Origin of the sequence: Crateriforma spongiae (genome assembly GCF_012290005.1) — a bacterium.
GTDB lineage: Bacteria > Planctomycetota > Planctomycetia > Pirellulales > Pirellulaceae > Crateriforma > Crateriforma spongiae.
In genome coordinates this window covers 305,745-322,837 of sequence record NZ_JAAXMS010000002.1, presented here as the reverse complement: position 1 = coordinate 322,837, position 17,093 = coordinate 305,745, and the positions used below count along the sequence as shown (strand labels likewise).

General features: G+C 57.5%; 13 protein-coding genes. 11 read left to right on the top strand and 2 right to left on the bottom strand.

Going from position 1 to position 17,093, the window contains the following annotated elements:
* Window positions 1-7: 7 nt before the first annotated feature.
* The 8 genes from HFP54_RS05375 (at window position 8) to HFP54_RS05340 (ending at window position 13,124) form a co-directional block, all read left to right on the top strand.
* Window positions 8-1,774, top strand: a complete 1,767-nt coding sequence (locus HFP54_RS05375) for a prenyltransferase/squalene oxidase repeat-containing protein (RefSeq protein WP_235951287.1) — start codon at window positions 8-10, stop codon at window positions 1,772-1,774.
* A 101-nt stretch (window positions 1,775-1,875) separates the two neighbouring features.
* Window positions 1,876-2,820 carry a hypothetical protein gene (locus tag HFP54_RS05370; protein WP_146410705.1) on the top strand — a complete coding sequence of 315 codons (945 nt, stop codon included), beginning with the start codon at window positions 1,876-1,878 and terminating at the stop codon, window positions 2,818-2,820.
* A gap of 259 nt (window positions 2,821-3,079) precedes the next feature.
* Window positions 3,080-3,736, top strand: a complete 657-nt coding sequence (locus HFP54_RS05365) for a MotA/TolQ/ExbB proton channel family protein (protein ID WP_196784385.1) — start codon at window positions 3,080-3,082, stop codon at window positions 3,734-3,736.
* A gap of 9 nt (window positions 3,737-3,745) precedes the next feature.
* A complete protein-coding gene (locus tag HFP54_RS05360; RefSeq protein ID WP_168564351.1) occupies window positions 3,746-4,222 on the top strand; it encodes an ExbD/TolR family protein in 477 nt (158 codons plus the stop codon).
* A gap of 1 nt (window position 4,223) precedes the next feature.
* Entirely contained in the window at window positions 4,224-5,060 is an 837-nt protein-coding gene (locus HFP54_RS25915) for an ExbD/TolR family protein (RefSeq protein WP_315853850.1), read from the top strand.
* Between the two features lie 163 nt (window positions 5,061-5,223).
* On the top strand, window positions 5,224-8,604 hold the full coding sequence (locus HFP54_RS05350) for a BamB-related PQQ repeat family beta-propellar protein (protein WP_168564350.1): 3,381 nt from the start codon (window positions 5,224-5,226) through the stop codon (window positions 8,602-8,604).
* Window positions 8,605-8,877: 273 nt separating this feature from the next.
* Window positions 8,878-11,178, top strand: a complete 2,301-nt coding sequence (locus HFP54_RS05345) for an ABC transporter substrate-binding protein (RefSeq protein WP_235951286.1) — start codon at window positions 8,878-8,880, stop codon at window positions 11,176-11,178.
* Window positions 11,175-13,124: a hypothetical protein gene (locus HFP54_RS05340; protein ID WP_168564348.1), complete on the top strand. Its 1,950-nt coding sequence runs from the start codon at window positions 11,175-11,177 to the stop codon at window positions 13,122-13,124. The genes HFP54_RS05345 and HFP54_RS05340 overlap by 4 nt, the downstream gene beginning before the upstream one ends.
* A gap of 43 nt (window positions 13,125-13,167) precedes the next feature.
* Here HFP54_RS05340 and HFP54_RS05335 read toward each other — a convergent pair whose 3' ends face one another.
* Together HFP54_RS05335 and HFP54_RS05330 are read right to left on the bottom strand one after the other, a co-directional pair.
* Window positions 13,168-13,539, bottom strand: coding sequence for a cold-shock protein (locus HFP54_RS05335; protein WP_146410713.1), 372 nt, complete (start codon window positions 13,537-13,539; stop codon window positions 13,168-13,170).
* Window positions 13,540-13,629: 90 nt separating this feature from the next.
* Entirely contained in the window at window positions 13,630-14,298 is a 669-nt protein-coding gene (locus HFP54_RS05330) for a YqgE/AlgH family protein (protein ID WP_168564347.1), read from the bottom strand.
* Window positions 14,299-14,520: 222 nt separating this feature from the next.
* On the opposite strand from HFP54_RS05330, the gene pdxH reads away from it, so the two are divergent.
* The 3 genes from pdxH (at window position 14,521) to HFP54_RS05315 (ending at window position 17,033) form a co-directional block, all read left to right on the top strand.
* On the top strand, window positions 14,521-15,150 hold the full coding sequence (pdxH, locus tag HFP54_RS05325; protein WP_146410717.1) for a pyridoxamine 5'-phosphate oxidase: 630 nt from the start codon (window positions 14,521-14,523) through the stop codon (window positions 15,148-15,150).
* A complete protein-coding gene (locus HFP54_RS05320) occupies window positions 15,147-16,151 on the top strand; it encodes a carbohydrate kinase family protein (RefSeq protein ID WP_168564346.1) in 1,005 nt (334 codons plus the stop codon). The genes pdxH and HFP54_RS05320 overlap by 4 nt, the downstream gene beginning before the upstream one ends.
* 144 nt (window positions 16,152-16,295) lie before the next feature.
* Entirely contained in the window at window positions 16,296-17,033 is a 738-nt protein-coding gene (locus HFP54_RS05315; RefSeq protein WP_168564345.1) for a hypothetical protein, read from the top strand.
* The last annotated feature ends 60 nt before the right edge of the window (window positions 17,034-17,093 follow it).

Sequence of the window (17,093 nt, the reverse complement as noted above, 5' to 3'; positions counted from 1 at the left end):
CGGTTTGATGCTAGCCAGATTTCTGTCAACGGCGTCGTGTCGGCTCCGTCTATCGGTGCAACGAATCGGTCGGTCGCCGACCGCCTGGGGGGCGACCGCCGCTTGGGGATTCCTGTTGTGGGTGGCGACCGGGCTGTTCGGGACGCTGCCCTCCGCGTCGGCTTATTCGCCCTATGACCCTCAGGTCATGCAGATGGTTGACCGCGGGGTTCAGTACCTTGAATCCTTGAACGAACGGTCCTTTGCCCAGGTGACAACCGGTTTCGGGCAAGGTGTGGGGCAGCGAGCGATGGTGGCCTATGCCCATCACAAGGTGGTCGGCGATCCCAACGCTCCGGCGGTGACCCGAGGGGTAGAAAGGGTCCGCTGGCTGCTGGATCGCATGCGGCGGACCGATACGACGGAAGCTTCGCACAGCAACAAGCTTTGCTACACCGTGGCAGTGTCGATCTTGTTGTTGGCCGACCTGGATCCGGATGGCTACAAGTCGGAATTGAATGAGTTGTATCGATTGATGCAACAGTTTCGTCTGTCCAACGGCGGCTACACGTATCCGGGCGAAAAGAACGGCGACACGTCCCAAACGCAGTATGCGGTCTTGGCATTGTGGACATTGTTACGGAACGGCTTCGACGTCGATCAAAACCAGTTGGCCGACACGATTCGTTGGCTGGGGCGTGTCCAAGACGTGCAGGGCGGATGGCCCTATCACGGCGTCGATACGGCCGGTGGCCAGCGGATCAACCAGCGCCCGGTTTCGATGTCGACGACACTGGCTGCCGGTAGCGCGTTGCTGATTGCTGCCGACGCGCTGCAGACCTTTGGCGATACCGGGGGTGACGACGTCAGCGATATCGAAGGTTTGCCCAAGGCGCTCAAGATTTATCGCGAAGAATCCGAACGCCGGAAAAAGGTTCGCGTGCCCCGTGACATCGTCATGACACCGATCAGCTATGCCGAACGCTATCGGGCCGAAAATCCATACGAGCGTGTCCAGCGAGTCAGTGGTTTCGATTGGTACTACTACCAGCTGTACACGCTGGAGCGATACGAGAGCTTTCTGGAGTTTGCCAACGGGACGAAAGCCAAAAGTCCCGCCTGGTACAACGACGGCGTGGAGGAGCTGAAGGAGTATCAGGATCCGAAGACTGGCGGATTTGGGATCATCGATGGGGCCGGAACCAATCCCGGCGTGTCCACGGCATTTGCCGTCCTGTTCTTGATCCGTAGTACCCAGAAATCGATTGTCGATTTGAATCGCGGGTCGCTGGCCGGATCGCGTGGTTTGCCCAGTGACACCACCGATATTCGGGTCGAAGGGACCAAGATCAAAGGGCGTCCGATTGCCGCCGCGGTGACTGATTTGTTGGACATCTTGGAAGACGACGGTGCCGACGAACTGGACGGTCAGTCGTTGCCCGAAGATTTGGAATTGTCCGACGACCCCGACGTTCGCAAAGCCCAGTTGGATCGGCTGGAACGACTGGTTCGTGGCAGTCGGTCGTGGCAGGCCCGCCGTGTCGCTGCACGATTGCTGGGCAGCAGCGATGAACTACGCGTCGTCCCATCATTGATTTTTGCCTTGAGCGACAACGATGCGATGGTCCAGCGTTTCGCACGCGATGGTTTACGTTTCATCAGCCGAAAGTTTGACGGCGTTGGCATGCCAGACGAGCCGGATCGTGAACAAGTGGTCCAGGCCCAGCGCGACTGGCGTCGGTGGTATCACACGATGGAACCGAATTACGTGTTCTTGGAATCGGACCTTCGCTGAATGCCAGATTCTGTATTCGTCACATTCAATCAAGTCGGCTGGATCATCAGCCGCGCAAGTAACGTTTGCGTCACCACCGCATCTGAGAGCTGAAACCACCCATGCCCCCGGCAACTTCCGCCGAAATTGAACCTCCGCCGGTCGCCGACGGCGATGTCCAACTGTTGCGCGAAGCCCGCCGTGCGGAGCGTGAAAAGTTGCGGACCAGCCGTTTCGATGTCGTGACGTCGTTCTTCATGGCGTTGATCTGGTTCATCGGGACGTTTGTCGTCCTGATGTTCATCATCTGGCTGTTGTCCGGTGACCCGCGGCCGATGGTCCTGAAGCCGCAGATCGAAGAAGCCAGTGGTCGCGGCGAAAACGCCGAAGGCTTTGAACGCGACTTCGAACCCCCGGGCGAAGAAGAAGTCGAAGAATTACTGGAACCGACCCTGGAAGACACCATCGAAGCGGTCACCGATAGCGTCAGCAGCGTGGCCGCCACCCTGACATCCAACGACACCCAGGCGACCGCCACGAATGTGGGCACCGGGATGGGTGACAGTCGGCCCCCTGGGCCGCCCGGCGAAGGCCCCTATGTCGTGCCGCGGGGCGAACGCTGGCAGTTAAATTTCACCGCCAAAGACATCAAGTCCTACGCCAAGCAGCTGGACTTTTTCGGCATCGAATTGGCCGTGATGGGCGGTGGAACCCAGGGCGTGGACTATGCATTCAACCTGGCGGGAAAACCCAAATCACGGCGACTGGTCGACACGTCCACTGAAAAACGACTGTATTTCATGTGGACTCGCCCCAGTCCGCTGCAACGTTTTGACCAACAACTGTTGATGCAGGCCGGCGTCAGCCTGGACGGTGGGCGCACCCAGTTGCGGTTCATCCCGCCCGAATTAGAAGACTTGTTGTATACGATCGAGATGACTCATGCGTTTTCGAAGGGACGCGAGACGGTTCAGGAAATCGCCAAGACGGTCTTCGAATGCAAACCCGGCGGTGACGGATTCACGTTTGAAGTGATCGACCAACGTTATCGGTCGCCGAAACCTTGATTTGCGGCACCTTGTCCGGGACGAAGACGCCACGGCCGCTGCGTTGGCCGCCAAAGCGGCGGGTTATCCGGCCCACGGCGTCCGAAGTGTCCATGAAATCCGCCCATGCCGCGTTGCACCGGCGGGGTGTTCGGGTGAAAGTGTTGGAACCCTGCGTTGCCGCCTGGTGATGGGACGTCCGGCGCCCGTCGGCACCACTTGTCGTACAGATTGAACCGCTTGTCAGTAAATCCCCCGCAGTGGAAGGATGGGATCCTTGATGGTCCTCGCTACCTCACTTTTCGATATCATTTCGAACTCCACCTACTTGGCTCTGGCGGCGGTCGCGCTGTGGGGCATCTATTGCATCGTTCTGGTGTGGACTCGTGTCAACCAGAAGCGTTTCGTCAGCGAAGACGAACAGGATGCGTATCTGGACGAAGTCGTGCCGTTGTTGGAATCGGGCCAGTTCGACGCGGTGCTGGACCACTGTGAAGACGACGCTCGTGCGATTCCTCAAATGGTCGAATTGGCCGTGGCCAATCGGCATTTCGGTCTGCGTCGCGCCCGTCAAATCATGACCGACCGGTTCCAGCGTGACGTGCTCAGCGACCTGGAGTATCGGCTCAGTTGGGTCGGCACGGTGATCAAGGCGGCCCCGATGATCGGTTTGTTCGGGACCGTGTTCGGGATGATGGGCGCATTCCAAACGTTGGCAACGGCCGAAACCGTCGAACCATCGGCGCTGGCCGGCGATATTCGTGTCGCGTTGGTGACGACCGCTAGTGGTTTGGCGATTGCCATTCCGTTGATGATCCTGGTGGCCAACGTGAACATCCGAATCGCCAAAATGGAAGACTTGGTCAGTTCCGGAGTGACGCGATTCTTCGAAGCGTTCAAAACAGGACTGTCCAAAGAAACCGGTCGTGCCGCCTGATCCTTTGCGATGACACAGCACCTTTCCGATCAAGACGATTCGATTCATCTGCCTCGACACAAACGTGCCGAGGACGAGATGGATATCACGCCGATGATCGACATCACGTTCTTGTTGCTGATCTTTTTTGTCGTTGCGTCCAAAATGGATCCGACACAGACCGGCACCATCCCCAGTGCTGACAACGGGTTGGCCGTGTCGGCGGATGATTCGGCGGTTTTGTTCTTGGAACCTGGACCGGAAGACAAGGCGATTGTGACGCGTTTGGACGGCACCCCGTTCAGCATGGACGAAGAAGTTCAGGCGGCCGAAATCGTTGAATATGTGGATACCGAATTGAATCGGACCGTCGGACGTCAAAAGACACATGTGATGTTGATGGGCGATGCCGATCTGAGTGTGATGCATGTCACACGCGTTCAACGAATCATCGGCGACGCGTTTGAGGATCTGGACGTCACCTACATCGCGGTGAAGGAGCAGTGACGTGTCGATCCCGTTGACCTGCGAAAACTGCGGCAGCACCCATTCGGTGAATCAACGCATGGCGGGAAAGGACATCCGCTGTCCCGAGTGTGATCAGTTGATTCACGTGCCCGATGAAGTCGATTCGCCAGCCGAACCCGTGGTGGAAGCGGCGGACCTGCCAGTGGCCGAGCCGAGCGAAGAAGTTCCGGTCGATGTTATTGCCGCCGTGGATCAGGGAGGCCAAGAACGCTGGGCCAATGAACCCGCTGCGGAAGCTTTGGACGCCGCGGTCGCAGTGCCCCTGGCAGTGGCCCAGGCGATTCCTGTTGCCGGTGCAGATGACGAACAGAGCGTTGCCGGCACGCCGGTCCCCGAAGGATGGGATGATGATGATGTGGCCGACGAATTGGCCGACAGCCTGAAGCGTGAACCGAAAGAACAAGAGGAATTGGACATGACGCCCATGGTGGACGTCACATTCCTGTTGTTGATCTTCTTCATGGTCACCGCATCATTCAGCTTGCAAAAATCGATTGAAATGCCACGGCAGACCAGCGATCTGCCCAGCACGGCTAACGAAGAGGAAATCCTGGACGAACTGGATGTCGTCGAGTTGGAAATCGACCAACACGGTTCGTTCTTGGTATTGGCACCGGATTGGGAACGCGAGACCCCAGGAAAACAAAACCTGACCAATACACTGAAAGAAGCGATTGCGGGACGACGTGACGGAATGAAATTGAACATTCGGGTTCACGAAGAGGCGAAACTGCAGGCCTTGGTCGACGGGATGGATGCCGGGACGATCGCCGGATACACGGAAATCAAAGTCGCACAAGTCGACGGGTTTGATTAACCCACGACGTTCAGCTTCGTCGGCGGCGGTTTCCGGAAAACATGGTGGAAAATGATTGCACCACCCCCGATTTAAACCCGACCAGACTGTGACGCATCGACGGAACCTTGCCGCGTCGACGGCAACCATCGAATCCACTTTTCACCCTGACCAACGTCTTATCATGCTTGCCAAAGAACTGATCGATCGATTGGAGCGACTCGCGTTGCTCGATCAAGAGATCATCGAAGCCCTCCGCGAACAGCTTCAGCAAAGTGGCAGTCGCGTCACACCCGAAGCGGTAGCCAAATTGCTGGTCGACAACGGGCAACTGACTCGCTTTCAAGCCACCAAGTTGATTGGCGAACTTCGCAGCGGCGAATATCAAGATGAACAAGAGGATGCACCGGAGTCGGAAGCGCAGGTCGACGAACTGACGTTTGCCGATTCCGAAGAATCCGTCGAAGCCGAGGAAGAAGAACCGATTGCCGAAGCGGTGCCGGTCGCTTTGGCGGCATCGGCTGACGACGACGTCCCGATGGCCCAACCGGTGGATTCCGATGACGAAAATGCCGGCGGCGACTTGTCGTCCATTGCCGGCGGCACATCGGCCCGGCCCGTGCGTCGAACAAAGAAACCGGACAAGTCGATTTGGGATTCGTTCAAGGTTTACGGCTATGCCGGCATCATCGTGATGTTGGTGCTGATCTTTTCGGCGCTGTATTTCGTCCTGGGACGCGACAGCGCCGAAGACTTCATCAAGCAAGCCGATAAACTTTACAACCAACAAAGCTTTCAGCCGGCACAGGAACAGTACACCAAGTTCTTGGACAGCTATGGCGATGACAACCAATACTCTTCGCTGGCTCGGACACGTGTCGCCCTGAGCGAACTGTACCGTGCCAAGGCCGTTCCCAATCCGGTGCGTGGACTGGAAGTCGCCAGGGATGTGTTGCCGAGCATTGCCGAGGAACAGGCGCTGAATGATGACCGCGATGATCTGGCTGCATTGCTGACGGATATTGCGGAAAATATCGCTCAGGCCGCCGACGAATCGGAATCGACCGGTGAAAAACAGCAGTTGTTATCTGATTTGGATGAACACATCGATTTCATGGATAACCCGCTGTATGTGTCGTCGCAAATGCGGGTGACTTTGGCCGGTCGTCTGAATTCAGTCAAAGAGACTCGGGCACGTGTCCAGCGTGAAATCAACCGAAACCTGCAGCTGGACCAGGCCGTTGCCAGTATGAAGGCATCGCTGGAGGCGAAAGAGACCAAGGATGCCTATGACACTCGTTTCGCACTGTTGCGTGATTTTCCCGAATTGCGTGACAACGATCGTCTGGAAGAACTGATTCAAAGGGCAAGTGAGATTCAACAGACGTTGGTCGGGCCCTCCAGCCGATTGCCCAAGACGGATCCAACCGCCGATGAATCGGATTCGATGCGGTCGATTGCTTTGACCACGCTGGTCGGCGACTCCATCGTGTCACTGCGGGACGAAATTGTTTATGTCGGTGCCGCAGCGTCGGTGCTGGCGTTTTCGGCCGAGGACGGGCGGTTGCTGTGGCGCAAATACGTCGGCAGCACCAATACCCATCCGCCACTGCGAATCGGGGCCGGGCAAAGTGTATTGTTGACCAACGGTGTGCGAAACGATTTGTCGCGATGCGACGGTCAAACCGGCGATGTTCAATGGCGTAGCAGCTTGGGGGAACCGTTTAGCCAGCCCGTGATGACACGCGGCGCGACGTTTGTTTCCGGAGAATCCGGTGTGGTGTATTCGCTGGACTTGGAAACCGGTGATGCCATGTGGTCGACACAAATCCCACAACCCCTGGAAACGAGTCCGGGGGTCGACGATCGTGCCGACATGGCGTACCTGCCGGGCAACCACAGCAATCTTTACTTGCTGAACACACGCGACGGAAAATGCGTCGAAAGTTACTACATCGGCCATCGCGAAGGCACCATCCAGGTCCCGCCGGTTCCGTTGCTGGGGCACCTGTTCGTTTTCGAAAACTATGCCACCGACGCGACGAAAGTGCATGTCCTGCGTCTGGACGACGAAGGCAAGAATTTGACGCCCGTCCAAGTGTTTCAGTTGAACGGCAACGTCATCGTCCCGCCGATTGTCCAGAAACGTCGCTTGATCGTTTTGACGGATCTGGGCGAAGTCAACGTGTACGACGTGGAACCGACCGCCGATCGTGACAAGGTGTCGTCGATTGCCAAGTGTTCGCCGTCGTACAAGCAACCGACATTGACCCGTATGGCCGCCAATCGCAGCCAGATGTGGATCACCGGAACCCGCATCGCTCGTTTCCAATTGCAGATCAATACCGGGACGGTGGTTCGTGATTGGGTCAAACACGACGGCGATGCTTTCGTCGGTCAGCCGATTGCATTGGACGACGCTTTGATTCATGCCCGTGTGTTGCGGGGGACGTCGGGGATTCGTGTTACCGCGGCGTCACCGGAAACGGGCGACATGGTGTGGCAAACCGATGTCGGTGTGCCGATCGCAATGCTGCAGCGGGTGCCCGGCAAGGCGGCGTTTCATGCCATCACCAGCCAGGGTGCGCTGTTCGAATTGGACCGCGCCGCGTTGGCCGAAGGCAGTACGAAAGCACCGCTGGAAAATCCAGGTGGCGAAGGCGTTGCGATGCGGTTTGTCGACCCGATCATCGCCGCTTCGGCCGGCCAGGAAACCCCCAATCGGATTTTGATCAACAGCCAAGAACCCAGCGAAATTCTGGTTTACGATCCGTCACGTCAACGCGACATGTTGCGGAAGGTGACGATTCGCTTGCCGGGACGTGCGAAGACCGCCGGACAACCGATCGTTGCCGGTGGCGGTTTGCTGATACCACTGGATACCGGTCGCGCGGTTTTGATGCGTTGGCAAACCGGGGCCACGTTGGGCAGCCCGTTCCAGCCCTCGGTCGATCCGACCGGTGTGGTTTCGTGGTCCGATCCGGTGCCATTGGCGGATGATCCCGATCAGGTCGTCTTGTCCGACAGTCTGGGCCGGCTTTACCGGTTGCGTGTCGGGCAACAGATGCGTGAGCTGTCACAAACACAGATTGACAAACCTTTGTTGGGGCCAGCGACCCGCGTCGGCACCACCATGGTCGCGACGACGGCCGGGCCGGCCGCCGATTTTCTGGTCGGCTATGACATGACCGGTTTGGAGTTGCAATTCGAATCGCTTTTGGATGGTCGCGTGGTTTGGGGGCCCACCGCGGCGCCCCAAGACGACTCGGGCGCGCTGTTGCGGACCGATGATGGACAGCTTCGTGTCTTTGACGAAGCGGGCCAGCAAAAGTTTGCCGTTGATCTACCTGCGGGGCGGTTGGTCGGACCGCCGACCGCTGTCAGTGACGACCAATGGTTGTTCACCGGACGCGACGGATGGATGGTGACGGTCGATCGCAACACGGGCCAACGAATCGCGGAAAAAGATCTCGGACAACCAATTTCGGCACAGCCGGTGACCGTCGGCGATAATCGTTTTCTGGTGCCCGGTGAAGAAGGGGTGGTTTACATCACGGAGTTTTAAAGACCGTTTGTGGTGAAACGAATCTTGGGGACATCGATCGCATCCCATTCGTCCGCCTTTCGATTGCCTCCGTGCCAGTACATTGGGTCGCTAGTCATGATCGCAAAACACATCGTTTGGAACCCCGCTTCCAAACCGACGCCTTTCCCGACGACCGATCCAATTGGGGCTCGATGTCGACCGGGGGCAACGCAATTCACAGCAGACGATCACGTGGAACACATTGTCCGGCGATCGATCGCGATTTCGGCGGGGGGGCTCCGGTGCATCTTCTTGTGTTTCCTTGTTGCGGGAACGGTTTCCACCGGCGTTGCCCGTGCGGCTGAATTGCTGAACTACGCCCAGTCGGGATCGCCACCCGATCCCGGACTGCAGCTGTTGCAGGAAGAACCCCATGACCTGATCTTTTTCACCCAAGATTCGGGTGCCGGTTGGGTGAAAGCCCGATTGTTGGATTTGCCCAATCGGACATCCATCAGTGGCCAGACGGGAACGCTGCGGGTGGAAGTGTTGGGAATCGACGACCGTGTTTTCGGAGCCAAATGGTCGGACGTCGAACGGATTGATTTCTGGGAACAGCGTTTGAAACGTGAAACGGCCGAGCGGATTGCCCGACGTGATTTTAAGGGCGCTTATCCGTTTCTTTCCGTGCTGATTCGCGATTTCCCAAATCTGCCCGAATTGACTCAGATTCGCAGTGATTTTCTTTGGCAAGACGCAATTGATCGTGCGTCCCGCAGCGAATTCGTGCAATCTTTGGCGATGTTGAAGGAGCTGCGGCGTTACAACCCGGACTACAAGGTCGAACGATTATTGGGGGCGATCGACGGGCTGAACGATCGACTGATGGGGCAGCTGGTCGAAGATGGAAAGTTGGACGACGCCCAGAAAATGTTGTCGCAACTGGAAGACGAGTACCGGGGGCAGAATTTAAAAAGCGTCGCCAAATGGAACCAAGCCTTCGTGCGGATGGCCACGCAGCGAATGGATCAAGCGATTGCGGCCAAGGACCGTGAAGATTATCGCGAAGCGCATCGCTTGGCCCGAGACGCGGTTCATTTGCGGCCATCCCTGGCGGGCGCGAAAGAATTGGTTCGTGAACTGAATCGGATCTATCCGATGGTCAATGTCGGCGTGTTACAGGCCGCGCGGGACTTGGACCCCACCAACATGTCCAATTGGGCGTCGCGTCGATCCGGGCGATTGTTGTACCGCACGTTGTTTGAAATGCGTGGTGCCGGGCCCGAGGGCGGTGAGTACGAGTTTCTGTTCGGGCAAACCGAACAGAGTGCCGACCGATTGGAGTTTGATCTCTATTTTGAACCCGAAAGTTTGCCGCCGCCATTGAACCAGGTGAATGGTTTTGATGTGTTTGATCGCATTGCCGATCGGGCACGTCCGGAAAGTGAAACCTATTTCACGGCGTTCGCCGCAGCGCTGAAAACCATGGGGATGAACGGGCCCAAGGAAATCCGCTGTATTCTGCGACGTCCCCACGTGTTGCCCGCCAGTCTGTTGCAATTGCCGGTGGACGGTTCGTGGTTTGGGCAAGAGATCGGGGCGCCGACGGGGGACTATGAACGGGTCGATGTCGATGAAGTGGAGTCGCGTTACCGATTGATTAACGAGCCGCGGATTGAATCGCAGCCTCGGGAGATCATTGAAACGAAAGTGTCGTCGGCCGCCGAAGGCGTCGCACAGTTGCTGCAGGGCGAGATCGATGTGTTGGACCAACTGTTCCCTTCGGATGCCGCTCGTCTGAAAAGCAGCCGTGACATTCGTGTGTCGGAATATCCATTGCCGACGGTGCACATGCTGATTCCCTGCAGCGATCATCCCTTCGTCGCGGAACGGACCTTCCGGCGTGCATTGTTGTACGGGATCAATCGCGAAGACATTCTGAAGGGTGAACTTCTCGAAGGCTTCCAAACGCCGGGATGTCAGGTCATTTCCGGCCCGTTCCCAGCCGGCAAGGAGCGGGATGATCCGATGGGCTATGCCTATGATCGGACGATCCAGCCGCGACGTTATGAGCCGTCGGTTGCCAAGCTGTTGGTCGCATTGAACCAAAATGAAATGAAATCGGCCGCACAGCGTGCCGAGAAAGAGATGCCGGAGATGACGCCGCTGCGTTTGGCATATCCGTCGGACAACCTGTCGCGAACCGCTTGTGAAGCGATCAAGTCGCAGTGGCAACTGTTGGATTTGGACGTCGAACTGGTCGAATTGCCCACCGGTGCCAGTTACCCCGAGGAAGGCACCGCCGACTTGGTCTACACGTCACTGGCGATTTGGGAACCAATCATCGACGCTCGACGACTGTTGGGCCCCGACGGTTTGGCCCAAAGCGGCAACCAATACATTGGTCTCGGTCTGCGGCAGTTGGAAGAGTCGCGAAATTGGCGCGAGGCTCGTGACCGTTTGTTACTGTTGCACTTCTACGTCAGCCAGGAATTGCCGATCCTGCCGTTGTGGCAATTGATTGATTCCTATGCGTATCGTCGTCAGATCCGCGGGATCGGGACGGACATTGTTTCACTTTACGAAAACGCCGACCAATGGCAGCTGCAATGACAGCGTTGATCGATGAGGATCCGAAAGCTCGGGGCACCAACGAATACTTCCATCGCGACACTAGCGGTCAAGTCAACGGCGTGTCCGCGATGATGGCACCGACCGATTGGGGCCGACGTGGTTTCGTTATCGTCGCGGCGGCGTGCTGGACCGTGCTGTCCTGGATGCCTTGTGCATCGGGCCAAAATTCCCGGACGTCGCGCTCCGCCGATGCCGGTTCAAGCTCCACAAGTCCACCGGTGGTCACACCTTGGGATTACGACCCGTACCGGGTGTTGATCTGGTTGGCCAGCGATGATCCCGCTATCGATGCCGACGCTGTTGAAAAGCCGCTGCGAAAGTTCCTGCGTCGTGATTTTGACGCGTTGTGGCGATTGGACATTCGCGACACGCCGGTCGCCGTTGGCACCGAAGCGATGCGAGACTTGGAGGGTTTGGATTTTCAACGACTGGCGTCGTCCGACTTGGTGATCGCCGTCAAGCGAAATCATCCGGACGCCAGCCAGATCCGTTACATCGATGACGTCAATCGCTTCGTCGACAAGGTGACAACGACGTCAACACGACGGGATGTCATCACTCGTCATATCGAAAACGGTAAAAAGGCTTCTCTTTCGGCGATCGCCGACAAATTGAATGTCATCGATGGTGATTCACTGAAATTGATGCGACAGTGGCCCGAGGAGTCCACCGAAGCATTGTTTCTGACTCGTGGTGCCGCTGGTCAGCTGGATGATCCCGAGGCCAAGTTGGTGATCCCGCCACTGGAGGATCAGGTCATCCAGGTGATGAAGGAGTATGACAAAGTCTTTATTGTCACCTATGAGTCCCTCGCCGAATCCGGCCCCGTGGTTCGAGCGGTGGAATTGGACACGTTGATGCGGTACGTCGGTGGCGTCAAAACGTTTTCCTGTTGGTCACGGCCGGAAGTCCCCGGGGCAATTGGACGCGCCGTCACGGCGGCGTTTGCCCCCGTCGTGCGTTTGGATGATGCCGGTACCAAGACCTCCGGTGGCTTGGTGCGTGGTGGCGGGCTGATCGTCGATGAAGACAGTCCAGCGATGATTCGGGTTGGTGATGTGTTGCGCCCAATGATTCGCAAGAATGATCACAACGGCAAACCATTGATCGTCGGCCCCGCCGATTGGACCTATGTGTTGGTCACCGAAGCGGACCAGAGGAAAGTCAAAGGCAATATCCACGCTGGAAAATCCAACACGTTGAAGGTGCGGATGAACAATCGCACCTTCCGCATGGGGTTGAAGGTGGCGATCGATGGGGAGCAAACCGAACTGCGACTGCACGCCCGCGAAAAGCCCGATTTTCCGCTGATCGGTTACGAAATTTACGAGCGTGAATTGGAATCGCGCCACATGAACTTTGTCGGCCGCACCAACTGGGATGGTCGCTTGGTGATCGAACGCAATGACCAGCCTTTACGTTTGTTCTATGTGAAAAACGGTGGCGCCGTCCTGGCACGTTTGCCACTAGTGCCTGGCCGTGCTACCCAGGAAACCGCCGGGCTGATTGGCGACGACATGCGACTGCGTGCGGAGGCGTACGTGCGTGGCGTCCAGAACGCGATCATCGACTTGGTGGCAATTCGCGAATTGTTTGCGGCTCGCATCCGTTTGCGATTGGAACGTGGGGAAATTGACAAGGCCGAAGAACTGCTGGGACAACTGCGCGATCAGCCCACCAATCAAGCCATCGCGGACGATCTGAGCAACAAGCAGGATGAGTTCTTGAAGGCCATTGGTCGCGATCCGAATCAGCGACGCAAGGTCGACAACCTGTTTGCCACAACACGAGAGACGCTGGTGAAGTTCATCAACGGACGGTTGCTATCCGAACTCGAAGTGGAAGTCCTGAACGCCAGAAAGAAGGCCGACAGTGCTCCTTCGCAATCCGAACCGGATCCCAAGGACGAGGACCCGTTCGGCTGATCAGCGGCTCGGGCGACGAAGTGAGGCCGCTTTGGGGACTAATCTATTTGCGCCAGTTTGGGCGTTTTCGCCTGGCGTTGGGGTGATGTTTGATGATCAGGTGAGGCGCATCTCGTCCGGAAAGCTTCTTGCCCAATGGACGTGTCGTTGGCCGGACGACCTTGGCCCGCAGTTTGTCCGTTTCCCGCATGTGGTCATCGTCGATCTCAAATTCGACAGACATTTTTTCTTGCGGAACTTGCCCCTTCTCACTTTGCCATACGGTGTGGTGAAAGAAGACATCGTCGCGAAAATCTTCCGCTTCGATGAAGCCAAATTCACCGTCGGGACGGATGAATCGGATCACTCCCAGACGCTTTCGTTGAATCGGGAACGGGCGAGGACGATCCGGATCGGGATCGGTGGGGCGCGGCATACAACGGCTCGGAAAGAATTGACGGGGCCAGATGGAAACGACACGGCGACGATTCCAAGCTGTTGGCGTCGCGCGATCAGATTGTCCGGATCAATTTAGCTCGTGGGCCCGTTCGTCGTCAGGGATCTGCATCCACTTGGCCATCGAGCCCGCGGTGGCACGGCGGACCAACCGGGGCCACATTTCGGCATTGTCCGAGAAAACGCTGTCCGCGGATGCCGGTAAGACGTGCCACCAGCCTTCGTCAATTTCGCGTTGCAACTGGTCGGGATGCCAGCCCAAATGGCCGATCATCAGACGATACGGCCGATCCGCGTCGCGGATCAGTTGTTGCAGGTTGTTTTTTTGGGCGGTGACGAAAATCCCCTTGCCGGTCTCGCTTTCCGCATGATCGGCGTCGGCGTGGATCGCCACCAACGGACCGGAAAGGGGGCCACCAAAATGGATCGGCGGTGCGGTTTCAGTCGACGGCAATGCGGCCGCCGAAGGCACGATCAGACTCTGGTCATCGCTTTCGTCGGAATCGGCCGGCAATTCCGCGGAGGGATTGGGAATCCGAAAACGCGACTGCGACGATTTTTCGTCCGACCCGAATAGGCCGTCCAGCAGTCCCGGAGGTGTCTGCATGGGACGATTCAACATCACGCCAATCACGGCGTCGTCTTGTCGATGCACCAACAGACAGACCGATCGCTCGACCGTCGGGGTATCAATCAAAGTGGACGCAACCAGCAGGTTGCCCGCCGAAGGGTCCTTCATCTTTCATCTCGCTGAGTGTACGAAAACGGTCAGGTGTTGCCCCGCTGCCAGCATGGCAATTTGCGGGATACCGGTCTGTGAAAATGCAAGGTTCGTGCCAATTGTTCGTGCCAATTTGCGGCCCCCTTTCGGGCGGGGAGGGCGTGATCGGCCGATTTCCGGATCCTTCACAATGGATTCGTGGCGAAGAATGAAAGGGTGTTTGCGGTGACGATTGAAACGATGCGAAAAAACTACTGTTTGGCGGGACTGGACATCGGCGACGTTGACCCAGATCCGTTGGTCCAGTTCGACCGTTGGTTTCACGAAGCCCGGCAATCGGATCTGCCGGATTGGATGGAAGTTAACGCCATGACACTGGCGACGGCATCAAGTGACGGGACGGTCACCAGCCGGATCGTTTTGTTGAAGGGCGTCGAAGAGGGCAGGTTCGTCTTTTACACCAACTATGGATCGGTCAAAGGTCAACACTTGCAGCAGAATCCGCGTGTGTCCCTGTGCTTCTTCTGGCCACACTTGGAACGTCAAGTCTTGATCGACGGCGTCGCTGCTAAGGTCAGTCGCCAACGCAGCGAACAGTATTTCCATTCGCGTCCAAGGGAAAGCCAAGTCGGTGCGTGGACCAGCGCGCAGTCCAGCGTCGTTGATGGACGCGATGTGTTGCAGCAGCGGTATCAGCAGTTGACCGATCAATTCAACGGCGACGTGGTTCCGTTGCCCGATCAGTGGGGCGGATATGAGGTCACCGCCGACCGCATCGAATTCTGGCAGGGTCGCCCCAGTCGTTTGCACGATCGGATCCAGTACCGACGTGATCAAGATCAGTGGGAAATTCAGCGACTGTCGCCGTGACGGGACAGCGCGAACGAAACGCCGAATCGGTCGACATGGTCGGCATCGGCGTGTCGGTTTGGGACCAGATCTTTTTGGTCGACCGATACCCCGACGAAGATTCCGTGGTTCGGTCGGATCACCGTCTGCAAACAATCGGCGGCGGAATCGCCGTCGCGATGGCGACCGCGTCGAAACTCGGGTGTAACGCTGTGTTGCTGGATCGTTTGGGGCACGACGACGCTTCGATGCAGATCATCGATTCTCTGCGTCGCGCGGGCGTGAACGACGGACTATTGCAACGGTGCCAAGGGGTGACCGCTTCGGTGGCCAGTATTTGGAGTGCCGAAAAGGGTGGTACGCGAACCATCGTGTTTTCACCGGGACGCGACATCGACCTGCGTTGGGAAGAACGCTATGTCGAAACCGTTGCTTCGGCCAAGTTGTTGCATCTAAGCGGCCGACACCTGGATGCCAGCCTGCAAGCGATCGCGATTGCCAAACGATCCGGGACGCGGGTGTCTTATGACGGCGGGGCTTATCGGTACCGTGATTCGATCTTACCGTTGGTCCGCCAAGCCGACATCTTGATCGTGGCACGGCAATTTGCCGAAACCATGTTGGCCGCATCCATCGACGGCAACACGGATGTGGAACAAACGTTGTCGCCGGAATCGTTGGCAAGAACTTTGTTCGATGCGACATCCGCCGAAATTGTTGGCGTCACCGCTGGTGTGGACGGTAGTTGGTTTGTTTCCGCCGACAGCCCCGATCCCCGGGGGGAAAGTTGGCATCAACCGGCGTTCTCCGTCGACAAAGTGGTCGACACGACGGGATGCGGTGACGTTTTTCACGGAGCTTTTCTGGCAGCGATCGCGCGAGGGCAAGATCCAAAATCGGCTTCGCGATGTGCGGCCCATGTCGCGGCGATCAACGCCACGGCTGTCGGCGGTTTGGCCTTTGAATCCAGCCAGTTGGATATTCGGCTGATGGGATGGCCGTCGGTCGGCAAAAGATTTTGATAGGACAATTTGTGACGACCGCGTTATGATTCGTAGTCGGGTGGGTCGGCACGGCTGGGCAATGATTGGGGCTGCCGGCCGGATCGTCCACCGACGCATGGTATCCATCGACGAATCAATCCGACGCACAGGTTTCAAAGCGTCATGACATGGCAAACTCCCGCGGGTGATCGCACGCTTACGGTTTGGGAAAGTCGGCTGTTTCGCAGCAGCGTTGACCTGCTGATCGATCAGATCACTCGCCAGAATCGCGGCGCTCCCGGCTCTCGGCTGGTCAATACCGGTGTGTCCCTGTTTGACCAACTGTCCAGCGTGCAGCAAATCGCGGTGCTGTCCGATGTCACTCGTCATTTGCTGTGTTCGACCATCACGCCGGCGGAACTGAACGCGACCAACGAAGGGACCGTTTATGCCGTGTACCGCAACGTGATGGACCAGATTGATTTTGAAATCATGGGCCTGCCGACACCCTGTCCGCTGATCGACGGGCAGGACGATACCACGGCCCAGGGGCAGCTTGCATCATGTGCGTGGCGGGCGCTGGTCAGCGAGGCCTATTTGGAACGCTTTCCACCCGGCGAATCGGGATTGGACACCGAGGCGGACGATCTGTTCGATGATGACTTTGGACTCCCGCCGCTGGATTGCGATGACGAAGACCGCTGGGATTTTGTCATCAATGCGTTGGCCGATGAAATTCTGTGGGACCGGGATTTTGAATTGTCAGATCTGGTTCTGGACGTCGATCCCACGCGGGCTGCGATCATGAAGCAGCAGTTGGGGATCGACAACGATTACTACACCGATATCGCGGACGACCCCCGTGACGAAGACTTTGGTGTTTTGCAGCAATCGTTGAAAACGATGTTGCGTCAGGCCTAGTGCTTTTGACGCTGGCAAAACGCGACAGCCCGCCGTCTGCGGGTACGTTCGACGAGCCGA